Source organism: Streptomyces sp. NPDC002734, from assembly GCF_040295685.1.
Taxonomy (GTDB): Bacteria; Actinomycetota; Actinomycetes; order Streptomycetales; family Streptomycetaceae; genus Streptomyces.
The window spans coordinates 70188-89633 of sequence record NZ_JBEOVU010000006.1 but is presented as its reverse complement, the minus strand read 5'-3'; the positions used below and the strand labels follow the sequence as shown (position 1 = coordinate 89633).

The window sequence follows — 19446 nt, the reverse complement described above, 5'->3', positions numbered from 1 at the left end:
GAGCGTGAACTCCCCTGATCTTCGGCTGTTCGTTAGCGGTTGCGTGTCCGGCGCCGGGCGCGGTGGGATGACGGCGTGAAGACTCTCTACCTGTTCGGGTCCGCTGCCCCGCCTGTCCTGGACATCGTCCCGGTCATCCAGGAGGCGCAGCGACGAGGGTTCGACGTGTGCCTTGGCCTGACGCCTGCGGCCGCGCGCTGGCTGGAGCCGCAGATCGGCGAGCTGGAGCTACTGACGGGGCATCCGGTGCGTTCCGAGTACAAGGCGCCGGGGGCTCCCGACGTGTGGCCGCGGGCGGACGTCGTCCTGTTCGCACCGGCCACCTTCAACAGCTTGAACAGCTGGGCGCTGGGCCTCACGGCCGCCTTCGTGGTGGGGTTCTGCGCCGAAGGCATCGGCAAGGGAGTCCCGCTCGTCACCATGCCGTGCGTGAACGCGGCGTACGCCCGGCACCGGGCCCTGGACCGCAGCGTCGCCGAGCTGCGAGGCATGGGTGTGACGGTGCTGTACGGCGACGGCGGCTTCCGGCCGAACCCCCCGGGCGAACGCCGCCCGTACCCGTGGCACGTCGCGCTCTCGGCAGCCGAGCGGGTGTCCTGCCCCGACTCGCCCTAGTTGATGAGGGGCCCCTGCTCGAGCGAGGTCGAGCAGGGGTGAGAGTGTGCCGCCGGAGCCCGCGACGCACATGCAGGAGCGGCCGGACGGCCCCCGGGGGACGGTTGGCGCCCGGTCAGAGCAGGCCGTGGCGGGGTGGGCGGGTGCCGTGGAGGGTGTGGCGGCCGATGTGCTGGATCTTCCAGCGGGCGGGGTCGTGCAGGGTGTGGGTGCGGGCGTCGCGCCAGTAGCGGTCGAGGCGGTGGGAGGCGAGGGCGGAGCGGGTGCCGGAGACCTCGAAGAGGGCGTCGGCCACCTCCACGGCCGCCTTCCCGGCGGTCACCTTCGCGGCGGCCACGGCGATGGACGCCTCGGCCGCGGTGTCGTCGGTCAGGTCCGCGCGGGCCGCGTCGACGGCGCGGGACGCCGAGCTCAGCAGCGCCTCGGCCGCTCTCACCTGGACGGCGAGCTCGCCGAAGCGCTGGATCAGCAGCGGGTCGTCGAAGGCCTCGGGGTAGCCGGCCTCCACGCCCTCGAACCACGGGCGGGACTTGGTCCGCACGAACGCCACCGCCTCGCCGAGGGCGCCGTCCGCGATCCCGGCGTCGATCGCCGCGTGCAGCAACTGGGCTACGGCACCGTGCAGTTGCGGGCCGCGGAAGGTGAGGTGGTGGGGCAGGATCCGGTCGGCGGGCACCCGCACCGCCGCGAGCCGGACGGTGCCGCTGGCCGTGGTGCGCTGGCCCATGCCGTCCCAGTCGTCGACGACGGTCACCCCTTCGGCGTCCCGCGGCACGTAGGCGACGTGCGGTTCGCCGTCCTCGGCCCGGGCCAGCACGGGGATCCAGTCGGCGAACAGGGCGCCCGTGCAGTAGTCCTTGGTCCCGGTGAGGAGGAAGGAGCCGTCACCCAGGGGTTCGAGCCGGGTGCGGATGTCCTGGACGTGCCGGGTGCCCGCCTCGGACTGGGCGTTGCCCAGGCGGGCTCCGGCCAGGATCTCGCCGAAGAAGAACTTCCGCTGCTCGTCGGTGCCGTGCCGGCGCAGCACGTTGACGTACACGAAGTGGCTCTGCGGGATCTGCGCCAGGCTGGCGTCCGCGGAGGCGAGCAGGCGGAAGACCTCGGTGAGGGTCTCCTGGCGCACGTCCGCGCCGCCGTACTCGGCCGGCACGGTCACCCCCAGCAGGCCGGACGCCGAGAGCTCGCCCAACTCCTGCTCCGGCAGTCGCCGTTCGGCGTCCCGGTAGGCGGCCTCGGGCCGGAACCGCTCGGCCAGCTCCGCCGCGACGGCGAGGGCCTCCGCGTCGTCGGCGATCACGTGGGCGGGCGGGGACAGGTACGGGACGGTGGCTGTCATGGTCTCTGCTTTCCGTCGGGAACGCCGGGTGGCGTGGGTGGGGGTGCGGTGCGGGGGGTGCGGTGCGGGGGGTGCGGTGCGGGGGTGCCGGGTCGAGCACGGACGTGTGGGGCGATCCCCGGCAGACCGCTCACGGCCGGTGCGCGGCTCCTGTCCCAGGTCCCCTCCGCCGGGCGGCGGGGGCGGTGACGGCCGCTACGGCCGCAGTTGCCCGCGTCGGTCGGCGGGCCGTGCGACGAAGGGCCCCATCCGGTTCACCCGTTCCTGCCGGGCGACGGGGGGATGCCGGCCGAACGTCCTCGGCTACGACCGGGACACGGGAGCCCTACCGGGGAGGACGAGGAACAGGGTGGGGAGCGCGCGGGCCGGGCGACCTGGCGGCGCGGTGGAGGCCGGGTGCGCAGGTGCGCGGAAAGGCCGGGGCGCCGGCTGCGTCAGGACGTGCGACAGAGTGCCGCGGCGACCCTGACCAGGTCGACACAGCGGCGGGAGGTGAGCGTCCGGCGCAGCATGCACCGATGCAAGCACGAAGCCCGCACACCGTCAACGACTGCTCCAGCATGCGGAATTGACGCCGCCATCGGGCTGCGGAGGGTGGGCGGCACTCCCCCGCGGTGGGGTGGAACGGTCCGGGGACGGAAGCGAGAGCGGGAGTGAGGGCGGGAGCGGTGGTGCGGGGCGACCCGTCCGGCGGGCGGAGGCAGGGCCGGCCGGCAACCCCGTCGGTCACCGCGCGGGCCCGTCAGAGCGAGACGGGCACGGGGGCGGGGCCCGACCGGAACAGGCGGTCACCGGCGCGGGACGGCGCTGGGAGCGGGTCGGGTGTGGACGCGCGACGGCCCGCGCCGCGCCGGCGGGGACGCCGGGACGCGGTGCGGGTCGTGGGAGCGGAGGGCTGGGGCCGATCGGGCCGGGCCTCAGCCGGAACGGGCCGGCCCCCGACCGGGGCTGAACCGGAGCCGGGGCCGGGGCCCGAGCCCGAGCCCGAGCCGGAGCCCGAGCCGGAGCCGGGGCCCGAGCCGGAGCCGGAGCCGGGGCCCGAGCCGGAGCCGGGGCCCGAGCCGGGCCTCGAACCGGAAGCGGGGTCCGAGCCGGCCCGACCGAGGCCGAGCCGAGGGCCAGGGCCGGCCGATCGGGGCCGAACCGGAGCCGGAGCCCCGGCCCCTGCCCGGGCGGAGGTTCAGCTCAGCAGGTCGCCCAGGAGCTCGGCGAACTCCTCGGGGGTGAGGACCCGCACCCCCAGCTGCTCCGCCTTGACGGCCTTGCTGCTCGGCTTGCCTCCCGCCGTGGGCGCCGCCACCAGGTACGCCGTCTGCGCGGTGACGCCGTCGCCGGACTTTCCGCCCGCGCGCTCGATCAGGTCCTTCATCGCGGTGCGGCCGAGCTCCGCGAGCGGGCCGGTCATCTTCCCGGTGACGACCACCTTCATCGGGCGGCCGTCCTCGCCGACGAGCGGGCCCTCGCCCGCGCCCTCGCCGACCGGTTCGGTCATGGTGGCTCCCGCGGCGATCATCTTGTCGATCACCGGCGCGAGTTCGGCGAAGGCGGCGACGATGCCCGGCGCCTTCTCCGGGCCGATGCCCTCGACCTCACGCATCGCCTCCGCGTCCGCCGCGCGGATCGCGTCCATGGTGCGGAAGTGGGCGGCGATCCGCTGCGAGAGGCGGCGCCCGGTGTTACGGATGCCGAGCGCGCACACCTGGCGGCTGAGCGGCTTCAGCCGGGCGGCCTCGAGCTGCGCGACCAGGTTCGCGCCCCGCTTCTCGCTGCCGGCCGCGACCGAAAGCGTCTCCAGGTCCAACGTGTACAGGTCGGCGATGTCGGCGACCGCGCCGGAGGCGACCAGCGCGTTCACGTACGTGGTGCCCAGGCCGTCGATGTCCAGGCAGTCGCGCTGCGCCGCGTAGGCGATCAGCGCGGGCAGGCGGCAGGCGGCGCCCTTCACGCACCGCCACCGCTCCTGGCTCCGGTCGATGTCGCCGCCGCAGTGCGGGCACGCCTCGGGCAGCGGCACCTCCACGGCGTCCGCCGGGCGCAGCCCGACGACGGCGGCCTGGACGCGCGGAATGATGTCGCCGGCCTTGTACACGGTGACGGTGTCCCCGATGTGCAGGTCGCGCCGCCGTATGTCGGCCGGGTTGTGCAGCGTGGCGTACTCGACGGTGGTGCCGTCGAGCTCCACCGGCTCCAGCCGCGCCCGCGGGGCGAGCACCCCGGTGCGGCCCACGTTCCACTCGACGTCCAGCAGCCGGGTGGTCCGCTCGACCGCCGGGAGCTTGTAGGCGATCGCCCAGTAGGGGAAGCGGGAGCCGAAGCCCGCCGCGCGCTGCTCGGCGACGTCGTCGGCCTTGACCACGACGCCGTCGATGCCGAACGGCAGGGTCGGCCGCATCGCCTGGATCTCCTCGACGCGCGCCTGCGCCTCCTCGATCGTGCGCACGCACCGCAGCGCGGCCGGGTTGTCGCGGGTGGTCCGCACGCCCGCCGCCGACAGCAGCGCCAGCACCTCGCTGTGCGGGGCCGCCGCGGGCAGGAACGCTCCGCCGTCCAGGTCGACGGCGCCGTACGCCCAGAAGGTCAGGGACAGCCGGTAGGGCCGGTCCTTGGCGCGCAGGGTGCCGGCCGCGCCGTTGCGCGGGTTGGAGAACACCTTCGCGCCGTGCTCCGTGCGGATGCGATTGGCTTCCTCGAACTGGGCCTGGGTGAAGAGGACTTCGCCGCGCACCTCGACGGTGGCCGGGGTCTCCAGCCGCTCCGGGAGCCCGTCGACGGTGCCGATGACGTGGCTGACGTCCTCGCCGAAGCGTCCGTCGCCGCGGGTGACGACCTGGACCAGCCGCCCGTCGCGGTAGCGGGCGGCGATCGCCGCGCCGTCGAGCTTGGGCTCCACGGTGTAGCCGCCCTCGACCGGGCGACCCAGTCTGCGCTGGAGGCTCTCGCCCCAGGCGGTCAGCTGCTCGGCGGAGAAGGCGTTGTCCAGGGAGAGCATCGGCACCGTGTGCGCGACGTCGCCGACCGGGGCGGCCCCCGCCGCGACCTGGTGGGTGGGCGAGTCGGCGGCCGCCTGACCGGGGTGGGCCTCCTCGTAGGCGGCGACGGCCAGCAGCTCGCGGTCGTACGTCGCGTCGTCCATGACACTCTCGGCGGCGATGTCGCCGTCGCCGCCGTAGTACGCCTGCGCGGCGGCGCGGACGCGGGCGATCGCGGCCTCGTACTGGGCAGGGGTGGTCAGCGCCTCGACGGCGGGAGAAGTCGTCATGGGGATCACTCTTCCGTAGGGGTCCGACAATCCGGAACGCGCCGTTCAGCTTCCGGGAGCGACGGACGGGAGCGACGGACGGCACGGCCACGACGTCGTCCGCCATGAGCAGGACGGGGGTGCGCTCCTCCCCCGGCTCCTGGGTGGCGTGGTCGACGAGCGCCCCGATCGCGCCGAGCCTCAGGGCGTCCGGCGTTCGCCTAGTGTGGGGCGAACTGGGCGGTGAAAAACCGTAGTTGTTGCCGTTGGCTGGGGGGCGCGATGGAATCGGGGCGAGAGGATCAGGCAGGTGGCGGGCTGGGGCCGGCACACCTTCTGGTCACGGAGTACCAGGTGATCAAGGAGGAGCAGAAGGCGAGGATCGGGTTCCGGGACAACCTGCTGTACGTGACGCTGGCCGCGGTCACCGCCGTCATCGCCGCCGCGGCACAGGCGAAGTCGGTGGTCCTGCTGCTCTCGCTGCCGCCGGTGTGCGTGATCCTCGGGTGGACCTACCTCGTCAACGACGAGAAGATCTCCGCGATCGGCCGGTACATCCGCACCGACCTGGGCCCGCGCCTGGCGGCGGCCCTCGGAGCGCCGCCGGCGGCGGGCGGCCCGCACGTGACGGCGGCGGCCGGGACGGAGCTCTTCGGCTGGGAGAGCGCCCACCGCACGGACGCCCGCCGGGGGTCCCGGAAGCTGATCCAGTGCGTGGTCGACCTGAGCGCCTTCTGCCTCGTCCCGCTGGGCGGCCTCGTGCTGTTCTGGGTGGACGGTGACCGGGAGGCCGCGCTGCTGGCCGTCTCAGCCGTCGAGGCGCTGAGCACGCTCGTGCTCGCCTGGCAGATCCTCCTGTACGCGGCGCCTTTCGGCACGCGGCCGGACCCGGACGGCTCCCGGCCGCCCGGGTGACCTGCCGTGAGCGCCCGGGACCGAACGCTCACGCCCTCACGCCCTCATGACCCTCACGCGCTCAGGGCCTCCGCACGGGCCGGTGAAGGGGCGGGGGCGGCCGGCGGGGTCCCCTCGTTCCAGGTCCACAGGCGGGACACGGCGTCGAGGTCGAGGTCGTGTCCCTCGGTCCAGATCCGGGCCGCCGCCCCCAGCACCGACTGGCGGTCGGCCTCCGCCGTGCCGGCGCGGGACGGCAGCAGCGGGGTGACCGCCCCGGCGCCGAGCCGCACCGAGCGGTGGCGGCGGGCGAAGGCGGTGAGGGTCTGGCGGGGGCCGGCCTCGACCAGCAGGACGTCGTCGGCGGCGAGCAGGTCGTCCAGCGCGTCGCGGAAGTGGACGGTGTCGGTGATCTGGCGGGCCCAGAACCGCGGGTCGCGGGCGTCGTCGGGGCTCATCGGGCCGCCGGTGTAGCCGGAGTACAGCGCCGCCCGCGGCTCGCGCAGTGGCAGCGAGCGGTAGTCGGCCTCGACGGCGTCGGAGGCGGGCGCCATCGCCGGGGAGTGGAAGGGGCTGGTGGCGGGGACGGTCACGGCGGTGAGGCCGTCGGCCTTCAGGCGGGCCGCGACGCCGGCCAGCGGCTCGCTCGCGCCGGCCAGCATGACCTGCTGGTTGGCGTTGACCGCGGCGATCGCCACCCCGTCGACCAGGTAGGGCCGCAGCCGCTCCTCGCTCGCGGCGACGGCGAGCATGCCGCCCGCCGGGATCTTCACGGCCTCCCTGACCCGCGCCATGACCATCGCGACCGCGTCGGGCAGACCGACCACCCCGGCGAAGGTCGCGGCCACCAGCTCGCCGGCGCTGTGGCCGAGGAAGGCGACGGGCTTCACGCCCCAGCCGAGGATCATGCGGCCGAGCGCGTAGTCGACCGCGAACAGCAGCGGCTGGGCGCGGCGCACGTCGTCGATGTCGATCGCCGCGTTCCTCGGGTCGAGCCAGTCGGCGCGGATCCGGGCGCCCTCCTCCCCCATGTGGGACAGGGCGGCGTCGACGGCCGCGGTGAAGACGGGCTCGCGGCGGTAGAGGCCGGCGGCCATGCCGGCGTGCTGGGAGCCCTGGCCGGGGAAGAGCAGGGCGACGGGGCGGGGCCGGGCGGCGTCGGCGGCGCGGGCCCGCCGGACGGTGGGGGCGGCGAGCGCGGACACCGCGACGGCGGCGCCGCGCACCGCTCCGGCCGGGGCGCCGCAGGGCAGCGCCGCGGGGAGGGCGGGGAAGGCCCGGCGGTCCATGTGCTCGAGCGCGGTCAGCAGTTCGCCGCGTACTCGGGCCTCCTCGTCGGCGGTGCGGCCGGACCACAGGACCAGCCGGTGGCGGTCGGGGTCGGAGCCGCGCGGCTCGGGCGGCAGCGGGCGCAGCGGCGGGGCCGTGTCGGCGCCGCGCGGGGCGCGCACGTCCAGGACGCCAAGCACGGAGTCCGCGTCGGCCACCGCCTCGGCGGCGCGCTTGACGGCGTACACGGTGATGGTCTGGGCGTCGGGTTCACCGAAGCCGGCGACCAGGACGAGGTCGGCGGAGCCCTCGTGGAGTTCGTGGTGCGCGCGGCGCAGGGCGGCGCCGGGCGCGGTGGTGGTCCGCACGGCGAAGCCCTCGTGCTCGGCGCCCAGCGCGGGGTCGACCGTGGCGGCGCCGACGACGACCACGGTGCGGGCCGGCAGGTCCTCGGGGGAACGGCCGAAGGCGCGCAGCACGGCGGAGACGGCGGTGGCGGACGCCGTCACGGGGGCTGTCCCCCGCGGGGCCGGGCCGGGCCTGACGATCAGTCGGCGCACGACGGCGCTCTGGGACGTGAGTGACATGGGTGCCTCCTAGTGGAGCGCGGATCCGGCCGCGTGTGCCCGTGGTCGCGGTGCGGAAAGCTCGTGCGCGAAGTCGTGCGGAGAACTCGTGCGACGCAACGTCGTGCGGAAAAGCGGCCGCCCCGCCCCCGCCGGGGGAGTACGGGGGCGGGGCGGCCGCGCGGTGTCCGGCTCAGGCGGCGGTGGCCGAGCCGGCGTTGATGAGGGCGAGGAGCGCGCGCGGGGTCTCCGCGTCGACCACCGCGTCGTCGGGGATGCTGATCCCGTAGTCGCGCTGGATCTCGCCGATGACCTGGAGCAGGGCCAGGGAGTCGTAGCCGAGGTCCATGAAGGGCGTGTCGATGACGTCGCCGTCGAGGTCGACGCCCTCCTCCTCGCCGGCGCTCTCGCGGAGCATGCGGGTCAGGTCGGCCAGGGTCACGGTGGCGGTGGTGGTGGTCATGGCTGGTGCCGTCCTCTCGGTTGGGCGCGGTGGTGGTGCGGGACGAAAAGGGCGGGCGCGAGGAGCACGGAGCCGCCCCGGGCACGCGCGGCCACAGGCGGGCCGTGCGTGCCCCCGGCGCCCGGGGCGCCGGTTCCGGACCGCGGCGGTCTGCCGCGGGCGGGGTCCTGGACGCTCCGGGTCAGCCGGCGCGGCGCAGGACGAGCGCGGCGTTGAAGCCGCCGTGGCCCCGGGCGAGGACGAGCGCGGTGCGCAGGTCGGCCTCACGCGCCTCGGTGACCAGGTCGATGGTGTGCTCGGGAGCCGGTCCCGCCACGTTGACGGTGGGCGGGACGACGCCGTCGCGCAGGGCGAGGAGGGCGGTCGCCGCGTCGAGGGCGGCGCCCCCGGCGAGCAGTCGGCCCGTCATGGTCTTGGGGGCGGTGACCGGGACGCCGCGCGGGCCGAACAGTTCGGTCAGCGCCTGGGCCTCGGCCCGGTCGAGCTCCGGGACGCCGGAGGCGTCCGCGAAGACGACGTCGACGTCGGCGGCGGTGATGCCCGCGTCGGCGAGGGCGTTCTCGGCGGCCCGGCGCAGGCCGGGCGGGCGTCCGGTGCCGGGCGCCGGGTCGAGGGTTGCGGCGTAGCCGGCGACCTCGCCGTAGACGTTCCCCGCGTCGCGGGCGCCTGCCGAGCCGGCGTCCTCGACGACCAGGATCGCGCCGCCCTCGCCGGGCACGTATCCGGCGGCGTCGGCGGAGAACGGGAGGAAGGCGCGGGCCGGGTCGCCGACCGTGCTCATCAGGCCGGAGGCGATCTGCGGCACCCAGCCCCAGGGGCACAGGGCGGCGTCGACCCCGCCGGCGACGACGGCGGAGAAGCCCTTGCGGATGTGGCGACGGGCGTGGCCGATGGCGTCGATGCCGCCGGCCTGCTCGGTGAGGAGGACGCCGCTGGGGCCGCGGAGCTTGTGCCGGATGGAGATCTGGCCGGTGTTGACCGCGTAGAACCAGGCGAAGGACTGGTAGGCGCTGACGTACTCCTTGCCCTTGCTCCACAGGTTCTGGAGCTCGCGCTGGCCGAACTCGACGGCGCCGCCGGACGCGGAGGTGACCACGCCGATGCCGTACTCGGGGAACTCCCCGACGTCCAGGCCCGCGTCGGTGAGGGCCCAGTCGGCCGCGGCGAGCGCGAGCCGGGTCATGTGGTCGGTCTGCGGCATCAGCCGGCTGGGGATGTGCTCCTCGGCGACGAAGCCGGGAACCTCCCCCGCGACGGTCGAGGGGTACTGGGCGGCGTCGAAGCGGGTGACGGGCCCGAGGCCCGACTCGCCGGCCAGGGTGGCCTTCCAGTAGTCCTCGGTACCCAGGCCGTTGGGGGCGGTGATCCCCAGGCCGGTCACCACTGCGGTGGTCATGCGGTCCTCCTGTCCGGACGGGCCAGCACCATGGCGCTCTGGAACCCGCCGAAGCCGCTGCCCACGCTGAGCACCACGTCGGCCCTCTTCTCGCGGGCGGTGAGCGGGATGTAGTCGAGGTCGAGGTCCGGGTCGGGCTCGTGCAGGTTGGCGGTGGGCGGCAGGACGCCGTGCTCCATCGCCAGGGCGCAGGCGGCGATCTCCAGGGAGCCGATGGCGCCGAGCGAGTGGCCGATCATCGATTTGATGGAGCTGACCGGGGTGCGGTACGCGTGCTCCCCGAGGCTGCGCTTGAAGGCGCCGGTCTCGTGCCGGTCGTTCATCTTGGTGCCCGAGCCGTGCGCGTTGACGTAGTCGACGGTGTCCGGCGCGAGGCGGGACTCGGCGAGGGCGGCGTCGATGGCCTCGGCCATCTCGATGCCCTCGGGCTTGAGTCCGGTCATGTGGTAGGCGTTGCAGCGGGAGGCGAAGCCGGCGATCTCGGCGTAGATGTGCGCGCCGCGCCGCTTGGCGCTCTCCAGCTCCTCCAGGACCAGGATGGCGGCGCCCTCGCCCAGGACGAGGCCGCTGCGGGTGCGGTCGAAGGGCCGGCAGGCGCTCTCCGGGGTGTCGTTGCGCGGGGTGGTGGCCAGGATGGCGTCGAAGCAGGCCGAGGTGATCGGGGAGATCGGGGCCTCGGTCGCGCCGGCGATCATCACGTCGGCCGATCCCTCGCGGATGAGTTCCACCGCGTGGCCGAGCGAGTCGAGTCCGGAGGTGCAGCCGGTGGAGACGACCGCGGCCGGTCCCTCCGCCCCGGCGGCCCTGCCGACCTCGGCGGCGATGGAGCTGGGCACGAAGTGCCGGTACAGCTCGGGCACCGCGTACTCGTGGTCGACGTTCCACTTGCGGCCGCTGTCGCTGACGACGGCGTACTCGCGCTCCAGGCTGGTGGTGCAGCCGACCGCGCTGCCCACCGCGGTGCCGACGCGGCCCGGGTCGAGGGAGGCGATCTCCAGTCCGCTGTCGGCGAGCGCCTCGCGGGTGGAGACGACCGCGAACTGCGCGGCCCGGTCGAGTCTGCGGGTCTCCTGCTGGGACAGGCCCGCCAGGAGCGGGTCGAAGTCCGCCTCGGCGGCGACCTGGGAGCGGAACGGTGAGGGGTCGTAGAAGGAGATCCTGCGGGTGGCCGTGCGGCCCGCGGTGAGCAGGTCCCAGTACGCCTTGACACCGACCCCGCCCGGCGCGACGACGCCCAGGCCGGTGATGACGACTCTGCGCGTGGTCTGCCTGGCCTTCGACGAAGCCGGGTGCGCGGCCGCGCTCCGGCCGGCTGGCACTGTGGGGGTCACTGTCGATCCCTTCGTCCGTGCTGTCGGGCTGTCGGGGTTGTCGTGGTGCTGTTCGGCGGGCCGGAGGGGGTCCGGGGGTGTGAACCCCCTCGGCCGGCCTGCCGGCGGCGGCCCGTTCGTGACGGGCCGCCGGTGTCCGGTGGAGCCATGGAACGTCCGGCCCCTAGAACCGGACTCGTGTTCGCGTGGATGGGTCCGCGGCCCGCTCAGGTGGGGACGTTCCCGTGCTTGCGCGAGGGCGTCTCGGCCCGCTTGGCGCGCAGCATGGCCAGTGAGCGGATCAGCACGGCACGGGTCTCGCCGGGGTCGATGACGTCGTCCACCAGGCCGCGCTCGGCGGCGAAGTAGGGGTGCATCAGCTCGGTGCGGTACTCCTCGACGCGGCGGGCGCGCACCGCCTCCGGGTCGTCGGCCGCGGCGATCTCGCGCCGGAAGATGACGTTGGCCGCGCCCTCGGCGCCCATCACCGCGATCTCGTTGGTGGGCCAGGCGAAGGACAGGTCGGCGCCGATGGAACGCGAGTCCATGACGATGTACGCGCCGCCGTACGCCTTGCGCAGGACGAGGGAGATCCGCGGCACGGTCGCGTTGCAGTAGGCGTACAGCAGCTTGGCGCCGTGCCGGATGATGCCGTTGTGTTCCTGGTCGACGCCGGGCAGGAAGCCGGGCACGTCGACGAGGGTGACCAGCGGGATGTTGAAGGAGTCGCAGGTCGACACGAACCGGGCGGCCTTCTCGCTGGCGTGGATGTCCAGCACGCCGGCCAGCGCCGAGGGCTGGTTGGCGACGATGCCGACCGGGTGGCCGTCGAGCCGGGCGAGCGCGCACACCACGTTGGGCGCCCAGGCCTCGTGCACCTCGAAGGTCTCGCCGTCGTCGACGATCTCCTCGATGACCGCGCGGATGTCGTAGCTGCGGCCCGGGTCGGCCGGCACCAGGTCGGTGAGGGCGTCGGTGCGCCGGTCCGCGGGGTCCTCGCAGGGCACGGCGGGCGGCAGTTCGCGGTTGTTGGAGGGCAGCAGCGCGAGCAGGAACCGCACGTCCTCCAGGCAGTCGGCCTCGTTGTCGTAGGCGAAGTGGCACACGCCGGAGGTGCCGGCGTGCACGTCGGCGCCGCCGAGCCCGTTGTGGGTGATGCGCTCGCCGGTGACGGCCTGGACGACGTCGGGGCCGGTGATGAACATCTGCGCCGTCTCGCGGACCATGAACACGTAGTCGGTGAGGGCGGGCGAGTAGGCGGCGCCTCCGGCGCAGGGGCCGAGCATCACGCTGATCTGCGGGACGACGCCGGAGGAGGCGACGTTGCGGCGGAAGATGCCGCCGTAGCCGGCGAGGGCGGTGACGCCCTCCTGGATGCGCGCGCCCGCGCCGTCGTTGAGGCTGACCAGCGGCGCTCCGGCGTCGGCGGCGAGGTCCATCACCTTGTGCACCTTGGCGGCGTGCGCCTCGCCGAGGGCCCCGGCGAAGACCCGGAAGTCGTGCGCGTAGGCGAAGACGGTGCGGCCGTGGACCAGGCCCCAGCCGATCACGACGCCGTCGCCGTGCGGCTTGCGCTCCTCCAGGCCGAAGCCGTGGGCGCGGTGCCGGCGCAGCGGCTCGATCTCGGTGAACGTGCCCTCGTCGAAGAGGAGTTCGAGCCTCTCGTGGGCGGTGAGCTTGTTCTTGGCGTGCTGCCGCTCGGTGGCCGCCGGATCGGGGCCGCGGCTCACCTCCTCCTTGAGGCGCCGCAGTTCCGCGGTGGCGCGGCGCAGGTCGGGGGCGGCACGGCCGAGGGTGATTTCTTCGAGGATCGTCATCGGCCGAACGTAGGAACGCGGCCTTGAGACGTGCTGGAGGAGCCCTCCGAACGTCTCCCCCGCGTCCCGCCGGCGCCCCGTGCGCCCCCGGCGTCCCTCGCGCCCCGGGTGGGCGGGGCGCCGGGCGCCCGGCCCCCGCGGGGTCAGCGCTTGGCGGACACCGGGAGGTCGAGGGCCGGGTCGGCGGAGAGAACCGCCTGGTGCAGCCGCTTCAGTCGGGCCGAGGGCTCGAGGCCGAGCTCGTCGACGAGGGTGCCGCGCAGCCGCTGGTAGGCCTCCAGGGCGCGCCAGGCCCCGCCGGCCCGGTGCAGCGCGGTCATCAGCTGGGCGCAGAAGTTCTCGTGCATGGGGTGCCGGGCGACCAGCACACGCAGTTCGGGCACGATCTCGGCGTGCCGGCCCATCCGCAGGTCGGCGTCGATCCGCCGCTCCAGCGCGGCCATCCGGTCCTCCTCCAGGCGCAGCACCTCCAGCTCGAGGACGGTGCCGACGCGGACGTCGACGAGGGCGGAGCCCTGCCACATCCTCAGCGCCCTGCCGAGCAGTTCGGAGGCGGTGCGGTGGTCGCCCGCCTCGTGGGCGGCGCGTCCGGCGGCGGCGACGCGGGCGAACTCGTGGGCGTCGACCTGGCCGGGCTGGACCTGCAGGAGGTATCCCCCGTGCTGGGTGACCAGGACGTCCTTGGGCCGGCGGGTCGGGTCGCCGTCGAGCGCGGCGGCGATCTTGCGGCGCAGCTGGAGGATGTACGTCTGCAGGGTGGTGGCCGCGCTGCGCGGGATGTCCTCCCCCCATATCTCCTCCATGAGGGTCGCCACCGTCACCACCCGGTCGGCCTGCAGGGCGAGCAGCGACAGGATCTGCCGGGGCTTGGCCGCGGTGGGGACGACGGACACCCCGTTCTCACGGGCCGCCAGTGGTCCCAGGACCTGGATCTCCATGTTCACGCCCTCCTTCGGTGCGTACGGCAAGTCCCTGGGTGGGCCCTGCGCGGGCTGCGGAGTCTGCGGCGAGCCTCGCACCTGCGGCGTTCGAGTCCCAGTGAGCGCGTCACGTGGGCGGGCGTGAAAATGTCATGCCCCGCAAGTGACGTCGGCACTGTGCCGTCCGGCACGGCGCCCACCAGAATCCTGGCCATCGGGAAGTGAACGCAGCTTCGTGAGTCCGAACCCAACACAGGGGGATCACCATGAACACCGTCACGCACCTCTCCGCGCCGGCCGTCTCCGGGGCCGGCACGCTCCCGCTGACCGGCGATCACCGCTTCGCCCTGCTGACCGCCCGCGCCGGCCTCGAGCCCGAGCTGGCGCAGCGTTACACGAGCGACCCGGTCGCGGTCCTCGCCGAGTTCGGGTTCGCCGCGTCGGAGCCGGTGTACGGGGACGACTTCGCGGAGGCGTTCGGCGCCTCCCTCGCCGACGGCGGCATCGGCCGGACCCTGGTCATCGACCACCTGGACCGGCCGGGCTCCGGCGCGGCCGGCGGCTGCTACGGCTGCGCCACCATCATGGCGCCGCTTCCCGGTGAGGCCGGGGCGGCGCTTGCATGACCATCGCCGACGGGGGAACCGGCACGGAGCTGCCGGTGGGGTTCAAAAGACATCTGCGGGTGGAGGCCATCGACGGCGACGCCGTCTACCTCCTCTCGGAGCGGGGGACGACGGCGCTGCAGGGCCGTGAGGTCCAGGAACTCGCGGCGCTGCTGGACGGCACCCGCACCCTGTCGGACGTGCTGCGGGAGGCGGCGGCCACGGTGCCGCCGGCCACCGCGGCGCGCGTCATCGCCGAACTGGCGCGGGCCGACCTGGTCGGCTACCACGACCCCGCCTCGGACGCGGCGGCCGAGGCGTACTGGGAGTTCGCGGGACTGAACCCCCGGAGCGCGTCGGCCTCGTTCCGCCTCAACGCGGTGCGGGTCGTGGACCTGGGCGGCCGCCGGGACCCCGCCGCCGCGGAGGCCGAGTGCCGGGCGGCCGGACTGCGGGTGGTCGGCGCCGGTGAGCCCGGCGAGGAGGCCGCCCTCACCCTCGTCCTGTGCGACGACTACCTGGACCCCCGTCTCGCCGAGGTGGACGCCTGGCACCGGGCGGCCGGCCGGGTCTGGCTGCCGGCCAAGCCGTCCGGCGCGGAGACCTGGGTGGGCCCGGTGTTCGGCGAGGACGGGGCCGCATGCTGGGCGTGTCTGGCGCACCGGCTGCGCCAGCACCGCACCTCGTCCGCGCCGGTGCTGCACGCCCTGGGGCTGGACGGGACGGTTCCGGTCCCTGAGGTCTCCTTCGCCACCGTGCGGGCGCTGGGCCTGCACACCGCGGTGCTGGAGGCGGCGAAGTGGGTGGCGGGGATGCGGTACGAGGGGCAGCGCGCGGTGTGCACCCTGGACACCCGCACCCTGGCCACCGAGCGGCACCCGGTGTCGCGCCGTCCGCAGTGCCCCGTCTGCGGGGACCCGCGGCTGGTCGCCCGGCAGGTGCGGCGGCCCTTCGTGCCGGCCTCCAGCCCCAAGGCGGGCGTGGTGGGCGGCAACCACCGCTCGCTGAGCGCGGCGGCGGTGCTGGCGCGCTACCGGCACCTGGCCGACCCGGTCACCGGGATCGTCTCGGAGCTGAGACCCGCCCCCGGTTCGCCGGAGGGCCTGAACCGCTACCTGGCCGGCCGCAACCTGGCCCTGGGCGACAGCCGTTCGCTGGCCGGTCTGCGGGGCGGACTGCGCGGACGCAGTGGCGGCAAGGGGACCACGCCCGAGGAGGCCGAGGTCGGCGCGCTGTGCGAGGCGCTGGAACGTTACTGCGGAGCGCGGCAGGGCGACGAGCCCGTGGTGCGCGACTCCCTCGCCGGGCTCGGCGAGGCGGCCCTGCACCCCAACTCCTGCCAGCTGTACGCCGACCGCCAGTTCGAGGAGCGGCACCTCTGGAACCCGGTGCACGCGCAGTTCCAGCAGGTCCCCCCGCCGTTCGACCCGCACGCGCCGGTCGACTGGACGCCGGTGTGGTCGCTGACCGCGAACACCCACCGGCTGCTGCCCACCTCGATGCTCTACTTCGGCCCGCCGCCCGGCGGCGTCGCCGCGGCGCCGTGGGCGGACTCCAACGGCAACGCGGCGGGCAGCAGCCCGGAGGACGCCGTCGTCCAGGGGTTCCTGGAGCTCGTGGAACGCGACGCGGTGGCCCTGTGGTGGTACAACCGCACCCGTCAGCCGGCCGTGGACCTCGACGCCTTCGACGAGCCGTGGCTCGCCCGCACCCGCCTCGCCTACGAGCGGCTCGGCCGCGAGCTGTGGGTGCTCGACCTCACCGCCGACCTCGGCATACCGGTCATGGCGGCGGTGACCCGCCGCTCCTCGGGACCGGTCCAGGGCATCTCCTTCGGCTTCGGCGCCCACTTCGATCCGCGGCTCGCGCTGCGCCGGGCGGTCACCGAGGCCGCCCAATTGCTGCCTTCACAAGCGGAATCGGCCGATCTCGTGTCCGACGACGTGGACCTGACCCGCTGGTGGCACGGGGCGACGGTTGAGAATCAGCCATACCTTCGCCAAGATCCGGTCGAAGCCCCGCGCACCCCCGCGTCCTACGCCTTCTCGCACCGTGAGGACCTGCGCGAGGACGTCGAGTTCGCCGAGAAGCTCGTCCGCGACCGGGGCATGGAGATGCTGGTGCTCGACCAGACCCGTCCCGACGTGGGACTTCCCGTGGTAAAGGTCGTCATCCCGGGGATGCGTCACTTCTGGGCGCGTTTCGCCCCTGGCCGCCTGTTCGACATCCCGGTCGAGCTGGGCAGGCTGTCATGTCCCACGCCATACGAGGAAATCAACCCGATCCCCCTGTTTGTCTGAGTTCTCCGGTGACCGCGAACCGTTGGCCTGTGTCCGGCGTCACGGCTTACCATGCGTCCGCCATCACGGATCCCTCGCTAGGAGGCGGCGATGCCGACGAGGAACGTCCTTCGGGTCTCACCCCGGACGCAGGCACCGGCTCCACGGCTCGCGCAGGCGATCATCGTGGTGGCGCTGGTCCTCTACGGCACCATGACGGTGCTGAACGTCCTGCGCACCAGCCCCCCGGTGGGCGAACTGATCGTCTGCGTCGGGCTGGTGCTCGCGCTGTTCGGCGTGCAGTTGGCGGTGTCCTCGCCGGGGGCCCGGCAGTGGCCCCCGGCCCGCAAGGCGCTGATGCTCGCCCTCCAGGCGGTGCTCACCTTCGCGCCGCTGGCCTGGTTCGGCGTCAGCTGGGGCAGCATGGAAGGGCCGCTGGCGGCCTCGCTGCTGTTGACGCTGCCGGCCCGCTACGCCTGGCCGAGCTACGGGGCGCTGATCGCGTTCATCCCGGTGTACAACCTGCTGGCGGGGGCGCCGGTGGACCTGGTGGTCTACTACACCCTTGCCGGCACGCTGACCGGTCTGGTCATCTACGGCCTGACCCGCCTGACGGACCTGGTCCGCGAGGTGCACGACACGCGCGAGGAGCTGGCCCGCATGGCCGTCGCGCAGGAGCGGCTGCGGTTCGCCCGCGACCTGCACGACCTGCTGGGCTACAGCCTCTCGGCCATCACGCTGAAGGGGGAGCTCATCCAGCGGCTCATCACGACGCGGCCCGAGACGGCGCGCAAGGAGATCACCTCCGTGCTGCAGGTGGCGCGGCAGGCGCTGGCCGACGTGCGGCTGGTCTCCAGCGGCTACCGCGACATGTCGCTCGCCGAGGAGGCCGAGTCCGCCGGGACGGTGCTGGCCGCCGCCGACGTGCGGGCGCGGGTGGACGTGGAGTGCGGTCGGCTGCACCCGGTCGTCGACACCGTCCTGGCGACCGCGCTGCGCGAGGGCGTGACCAACATCCTCCGGCACAGCCGGGTGCGGGTGTGTTCCATCGAGGCGGAGACTGACGACGAAACGGTCCACCTGCGTCTGACCAACGACCAGCCGCACGAGCACGGCCGGATCTTCTCCGACCACTCGGGCGGCAGCGGACTGGACAATCTGCGGTGCCGGCTGGCCGCCATCGGCGGCGGACTCTCCGCGGGCCTCCAGGACGACGGCGGATTCCAGCTGGAGGTGTGGGCGCCGCTGCGGCCCCAGAGCATCGAGGAGACGGAGCCGCTGATGTTCGAGCCGGCCCGTATGGAAAGAACCGCTGTGGCATGACGTCCAGCTGACCGGGGGTAAGGATGTTGTCGGTGAGAATCCTCCTGGCCGAGGATGTTCACATGGTCCGGGGCGCGCTCGTCGCGCTGCTCCAGCTGGAGCCGGACCTGCACGTGGTGTCCACCGTCGACCGTGGGGACACCATCGTCGAGGCCGCGCTGGCCTGCAGGCCGGACGTGGCGGTGATAGACGTCGACCTGCCGGGCATCGACGGACTGACCGCGGCCGCCGAGCTGCACGAGCGGCTGCCGAGCTGCCGCACGCTGATCCTTACCACGCTCGGGCGCCCGGGCACGCTCCGCCGTGCCCTGTCGGCGCAGGTCTCCGGCTTCCTGCTCAAGGACTCGCCGCCCGACCAGCTGGCGCTGGCCGTGCGGTCGGTGGCGTCCGGCCGCCGGGTGGTGGACCCGCAGCTCGCGCTGACCGCGTGGGACTCGCCGGAGAACCCGCTGTCGCCGCGCGAGCTGGAGGTCCTACGCCTCGCCGCCCGGGGCGCCGACGCCGCCGAGATCGCCGGCTGCCTGTACCTGTCGAAGGGCACCGTCCGCAACTACCTGACGGCCATCGTCGGCAAGCTGGGGGCCCGCAACCGCATCGACGCCATCCGCATCGCCGAGGAGGCCGGCTGGCTGCCCTGACCGGGCCGGGCCGCGCGCCGGGCCGCCGGCGCCGAGCAGCGCGTCGAGCATGCCGTCGTCCAGCATGGTGCCCACCGACAGGTCCGCCAGGTCGCCGAACCCGGCGTCCCAGACGGCGACGCTCAGCACGAATCCGGCGCCCGCCGGGTAGGTGCCGAACTGCCACTCGCCGCCGGGCACCGGCGTGCCGTCGGGCCGCACCAGGCGCGGCGCGGCGTCGTCCAGGGCGAAGCCGAACTCGGTGAACCGGAAGCGCAGTCCCTGACCGAGCGCCTTGCTGTAGGCCTCCTTCAAGGTCCACAGCCGCACCATGGTGGCGTTGCGCGTCTCTTCGCCGCCCGCGTCCAGCCGTGCCTTCTCGTAGGGGGTGCACGCCTGCCGTTCGGAGCCGGTGTGGGCCAGACGCCGGTCGGCGCGCTCGACGTCCACCCCGATCCGGCCCCGGCGGGTGATGCCGACGACCATGACGTCCTCGGTGTGGCTGAGGCTGACGTCGATCTGGTCGCAGCCGCGCACGTAGGGGCGGCCGCCCGGCTGGTAGGCGAGGTCGACCAGTTCGGGCGCGGTGCCGAGGACCGCGGCCGCCGAGCAGCGCAGCATGAGCCGCGAGGCCGCGAACCGCTCCCGCGAGCGGGCCCGGCCCATGCTCTCGTAGCGCCGCCAGTCGCGTCCCAGCCGGCGCCGCAGGTCGGCCTCCGAGCCGTCGTCGGGCAGCCACGGGCCCATCCGGGCGTACAGCACGACGGTGCCGGTGCGCAGCAGTTCGGCGCGCGCCTC

14 protein-coding genes and 1 pseudogene are annotated in these 19446 nt (G+C 74.4%); 6 read left to right on the top strand and 9 right to left on the bottom strand.

Going from position 1 to position 19446, the window contains the following annotated elements:
* Positions 1 to 75 precede the first annotated feature (75 nt).
* Positions 76 to 615, top strand: a complete 540-nt coding sequence (locus ABT026_RS07865; RefSeq protein ID WP_351113215.1) for a flavoprotein — start codon at positions 76 to 78, stop codon at positions 613 to 615.
* 115 nt (positions 616 to 730) lie between these two features.
* On the opposite strand, the gene ABT026_RS07860 is transcribed toward ABT026_RS07865, so the two are convergent.
* Both ABT026_RS07860 and ligA read right to left on the bottom strand, forming a co-directional pair.
* Positions 731 to 1951, bottom strand: a complete 1221-nt coding sequence (locus tag ABT026_RS07860; protein WP_351113214.1) for an SfnB family sulfur acquisition oxidoreductase — start codon at positions 1949 to 1951, stop codon at positions 731 to 733.
* Between the two features lie 1180 nt (positions 1952 to 3131).
* Complete coding sequence (gene ligA / locus ABT026_RS07855) at positions 3132 to 5210, bottom strand: NAD-dependent DNA ligase LigA (RefSeq protein ID WP_351113213.1); 2079 nt, start codon at positions 5208 to 5210, stop codon at positions 3132 to 3134.
* Positions 5211 to 5471: 261 nt separating this feature from the next.
* Here ligA and ABT026_RS07850 point away from each other — a divergent pair, with 261 nt between their 5' ends.
* Positions 5472 to 6104: a hypothetical protein gene (locus ABT026_RS07850; protein ID WP_351113211.1), complete on the top strand. Its 633-nt coding sequence runs from the start codon at positions 5472 to 5474 to the stop codon at positions 6102 to 6104.
* A 53-nt stretch (positions 6105 to 6157) separates the two neighbouring features.
* On the opposite strand, the gene ABT026_RS07845 is transcribed toward ABT026_RS07850, so the two are convergent.
* The 6 genes from ABT026_RS07845 to ABT026_RS07820 form a co-directional block, all read right to left on the bottom strand.
* A complete protein-coding gene (locus ABT026_RS07845; protein ID WP_351113210.1) occupies positions 6158 to 7939 on the bottom strand; it encodes an acyltransferase domain-containing protein in 1782 nt (593 codons plus the stop codon).
* 172 nt (positions 7940 to 8111) lie between these two features.
* Complete coding sequence (locus tag ABT026_RS07840; RefSeq protein WP_108952142.1) at positions 8112 to 8381, bottom strand: acyl carrier protein; 270 nt, start codon at positions 8379 to 8381, stop codon at positions 8112 to 8114.
* A 181-nt stretch (positions 8382 to 8562) separates the two neighbouring features.
* A complete protein-coding gene (locus ABT026_RS07835; RefSeq protein WP_351113209.1) occupies positions 8563 to 9777 on the bottom strand; it encodes a ketosynthase chain-length factor in 1215 nt (404 codons plus the stop codon).
* Entirely contained in the window at positions 9774 to 11096 is a 1323-nt protein-coding gene (locus tag ABT026_RS07830; protein ID WP_108952140.1) for a beta-ketoacyl-[acyl-carrier-protein] synthase family protein, read from the bottom strand. Before ABT026_RS07830 ends, ABT026_RS07835 begins: the two co-directional genes overlap by 4 nt.
* A 218-nt stretch (positions 11097 to 11314) precedes the next feature.
* Positions 11315 to 12904, bottom strand: coding sequence for an acyl-CoA carboxylase subunit beta (locus ABT026_RS07825; protein WP_351113208.1), 1590 nt, complete (start codon positions 12902 to 12904; stop codon positions 11315 to 11317).
* A 143-nt stretch (positions 12905 to 13047) separates the two neighbouring features.
* A complete protein-coding gene (locus ABT026_RS07820; protein WP_351113207.1) occupies positions 13048 to 13842 on the bottom strand; it encodes an AfsR/SARP family transcriptional regulator in 795 nt (264 codons plus the stop codon).
* 248 nt (positions 13843 to 14090) lie between these two features.
* Between ABT026_RS07820 and ABT026_RS07815 the strand changes: the two genes are divergently transcribed.
* The 4 genes from ABT026_RS07815 (at position 14091) to ABT026_RS07800 (ending at position 18669) form a co-directional block, all read left to right on the top strand.
* Positions 14091 to 14450, top strand: coding sequence for a hypothetical protein (locus tag ABT026_RS07815; RefSeq protein ID WP_351113206.1), 360 nt, complete (start codon positions 14091 to 14093; stop codon positions 14448 to 14450).
* Positions 14447 to 16729, top strand: coding sequence for a TOMM precursor leader peptide-binding protein (locus tag ABT026_RS07810; protein ID WP_351113205.1), 2283 nt, complete (start codon positions 14447 to 14449; stop codon positions 16727 to 16729). The genes ABT026_RS07815 and ABT026_RS07810 overlap by 4 nt, the downstream gene beginning before the upstream one ends.
* Before the next feature lie 90 nt (positions 16730 to 16819).
* Positions 16820 to 18031, top strand: coding sequence for a sensor histidine kinase (locus ABT026_RS07805; protein WP_351113203.1), 1212 nt, complete (start codon positions 16820 to 16822; stop codon positions 18029 to 18031).
* 23 nt (positions 18032 to 18054) lie between these two features.
* Positions 18055 to 18669 carry a response regulator transcription factor gene (locus ABT026_RS07800; protein WP_351113202.1) on the top strand — a complete coding sequence of 205 codons (615 nt, stop codon included), beginning with the start codon at positions 18055 to 18057 and terminating at the stop codon, positions 18667 to 18669.
* 168 nt (positions 18670 to 18837) lie between these two features.
* On the opposite strand, the pseudogene ABT026_RS07795 reads toward ABT026_RS07800, so the two are convergent.
* Positions 18838 to 19134: pseudogene (locus ABT026_RS07795) on the bottom strand (4'-phosphopantetheinyl transferase family protein); the annotation flags it as partial.
* Positions 19135 to 19446: the final 312 nt, after the last annotated feature.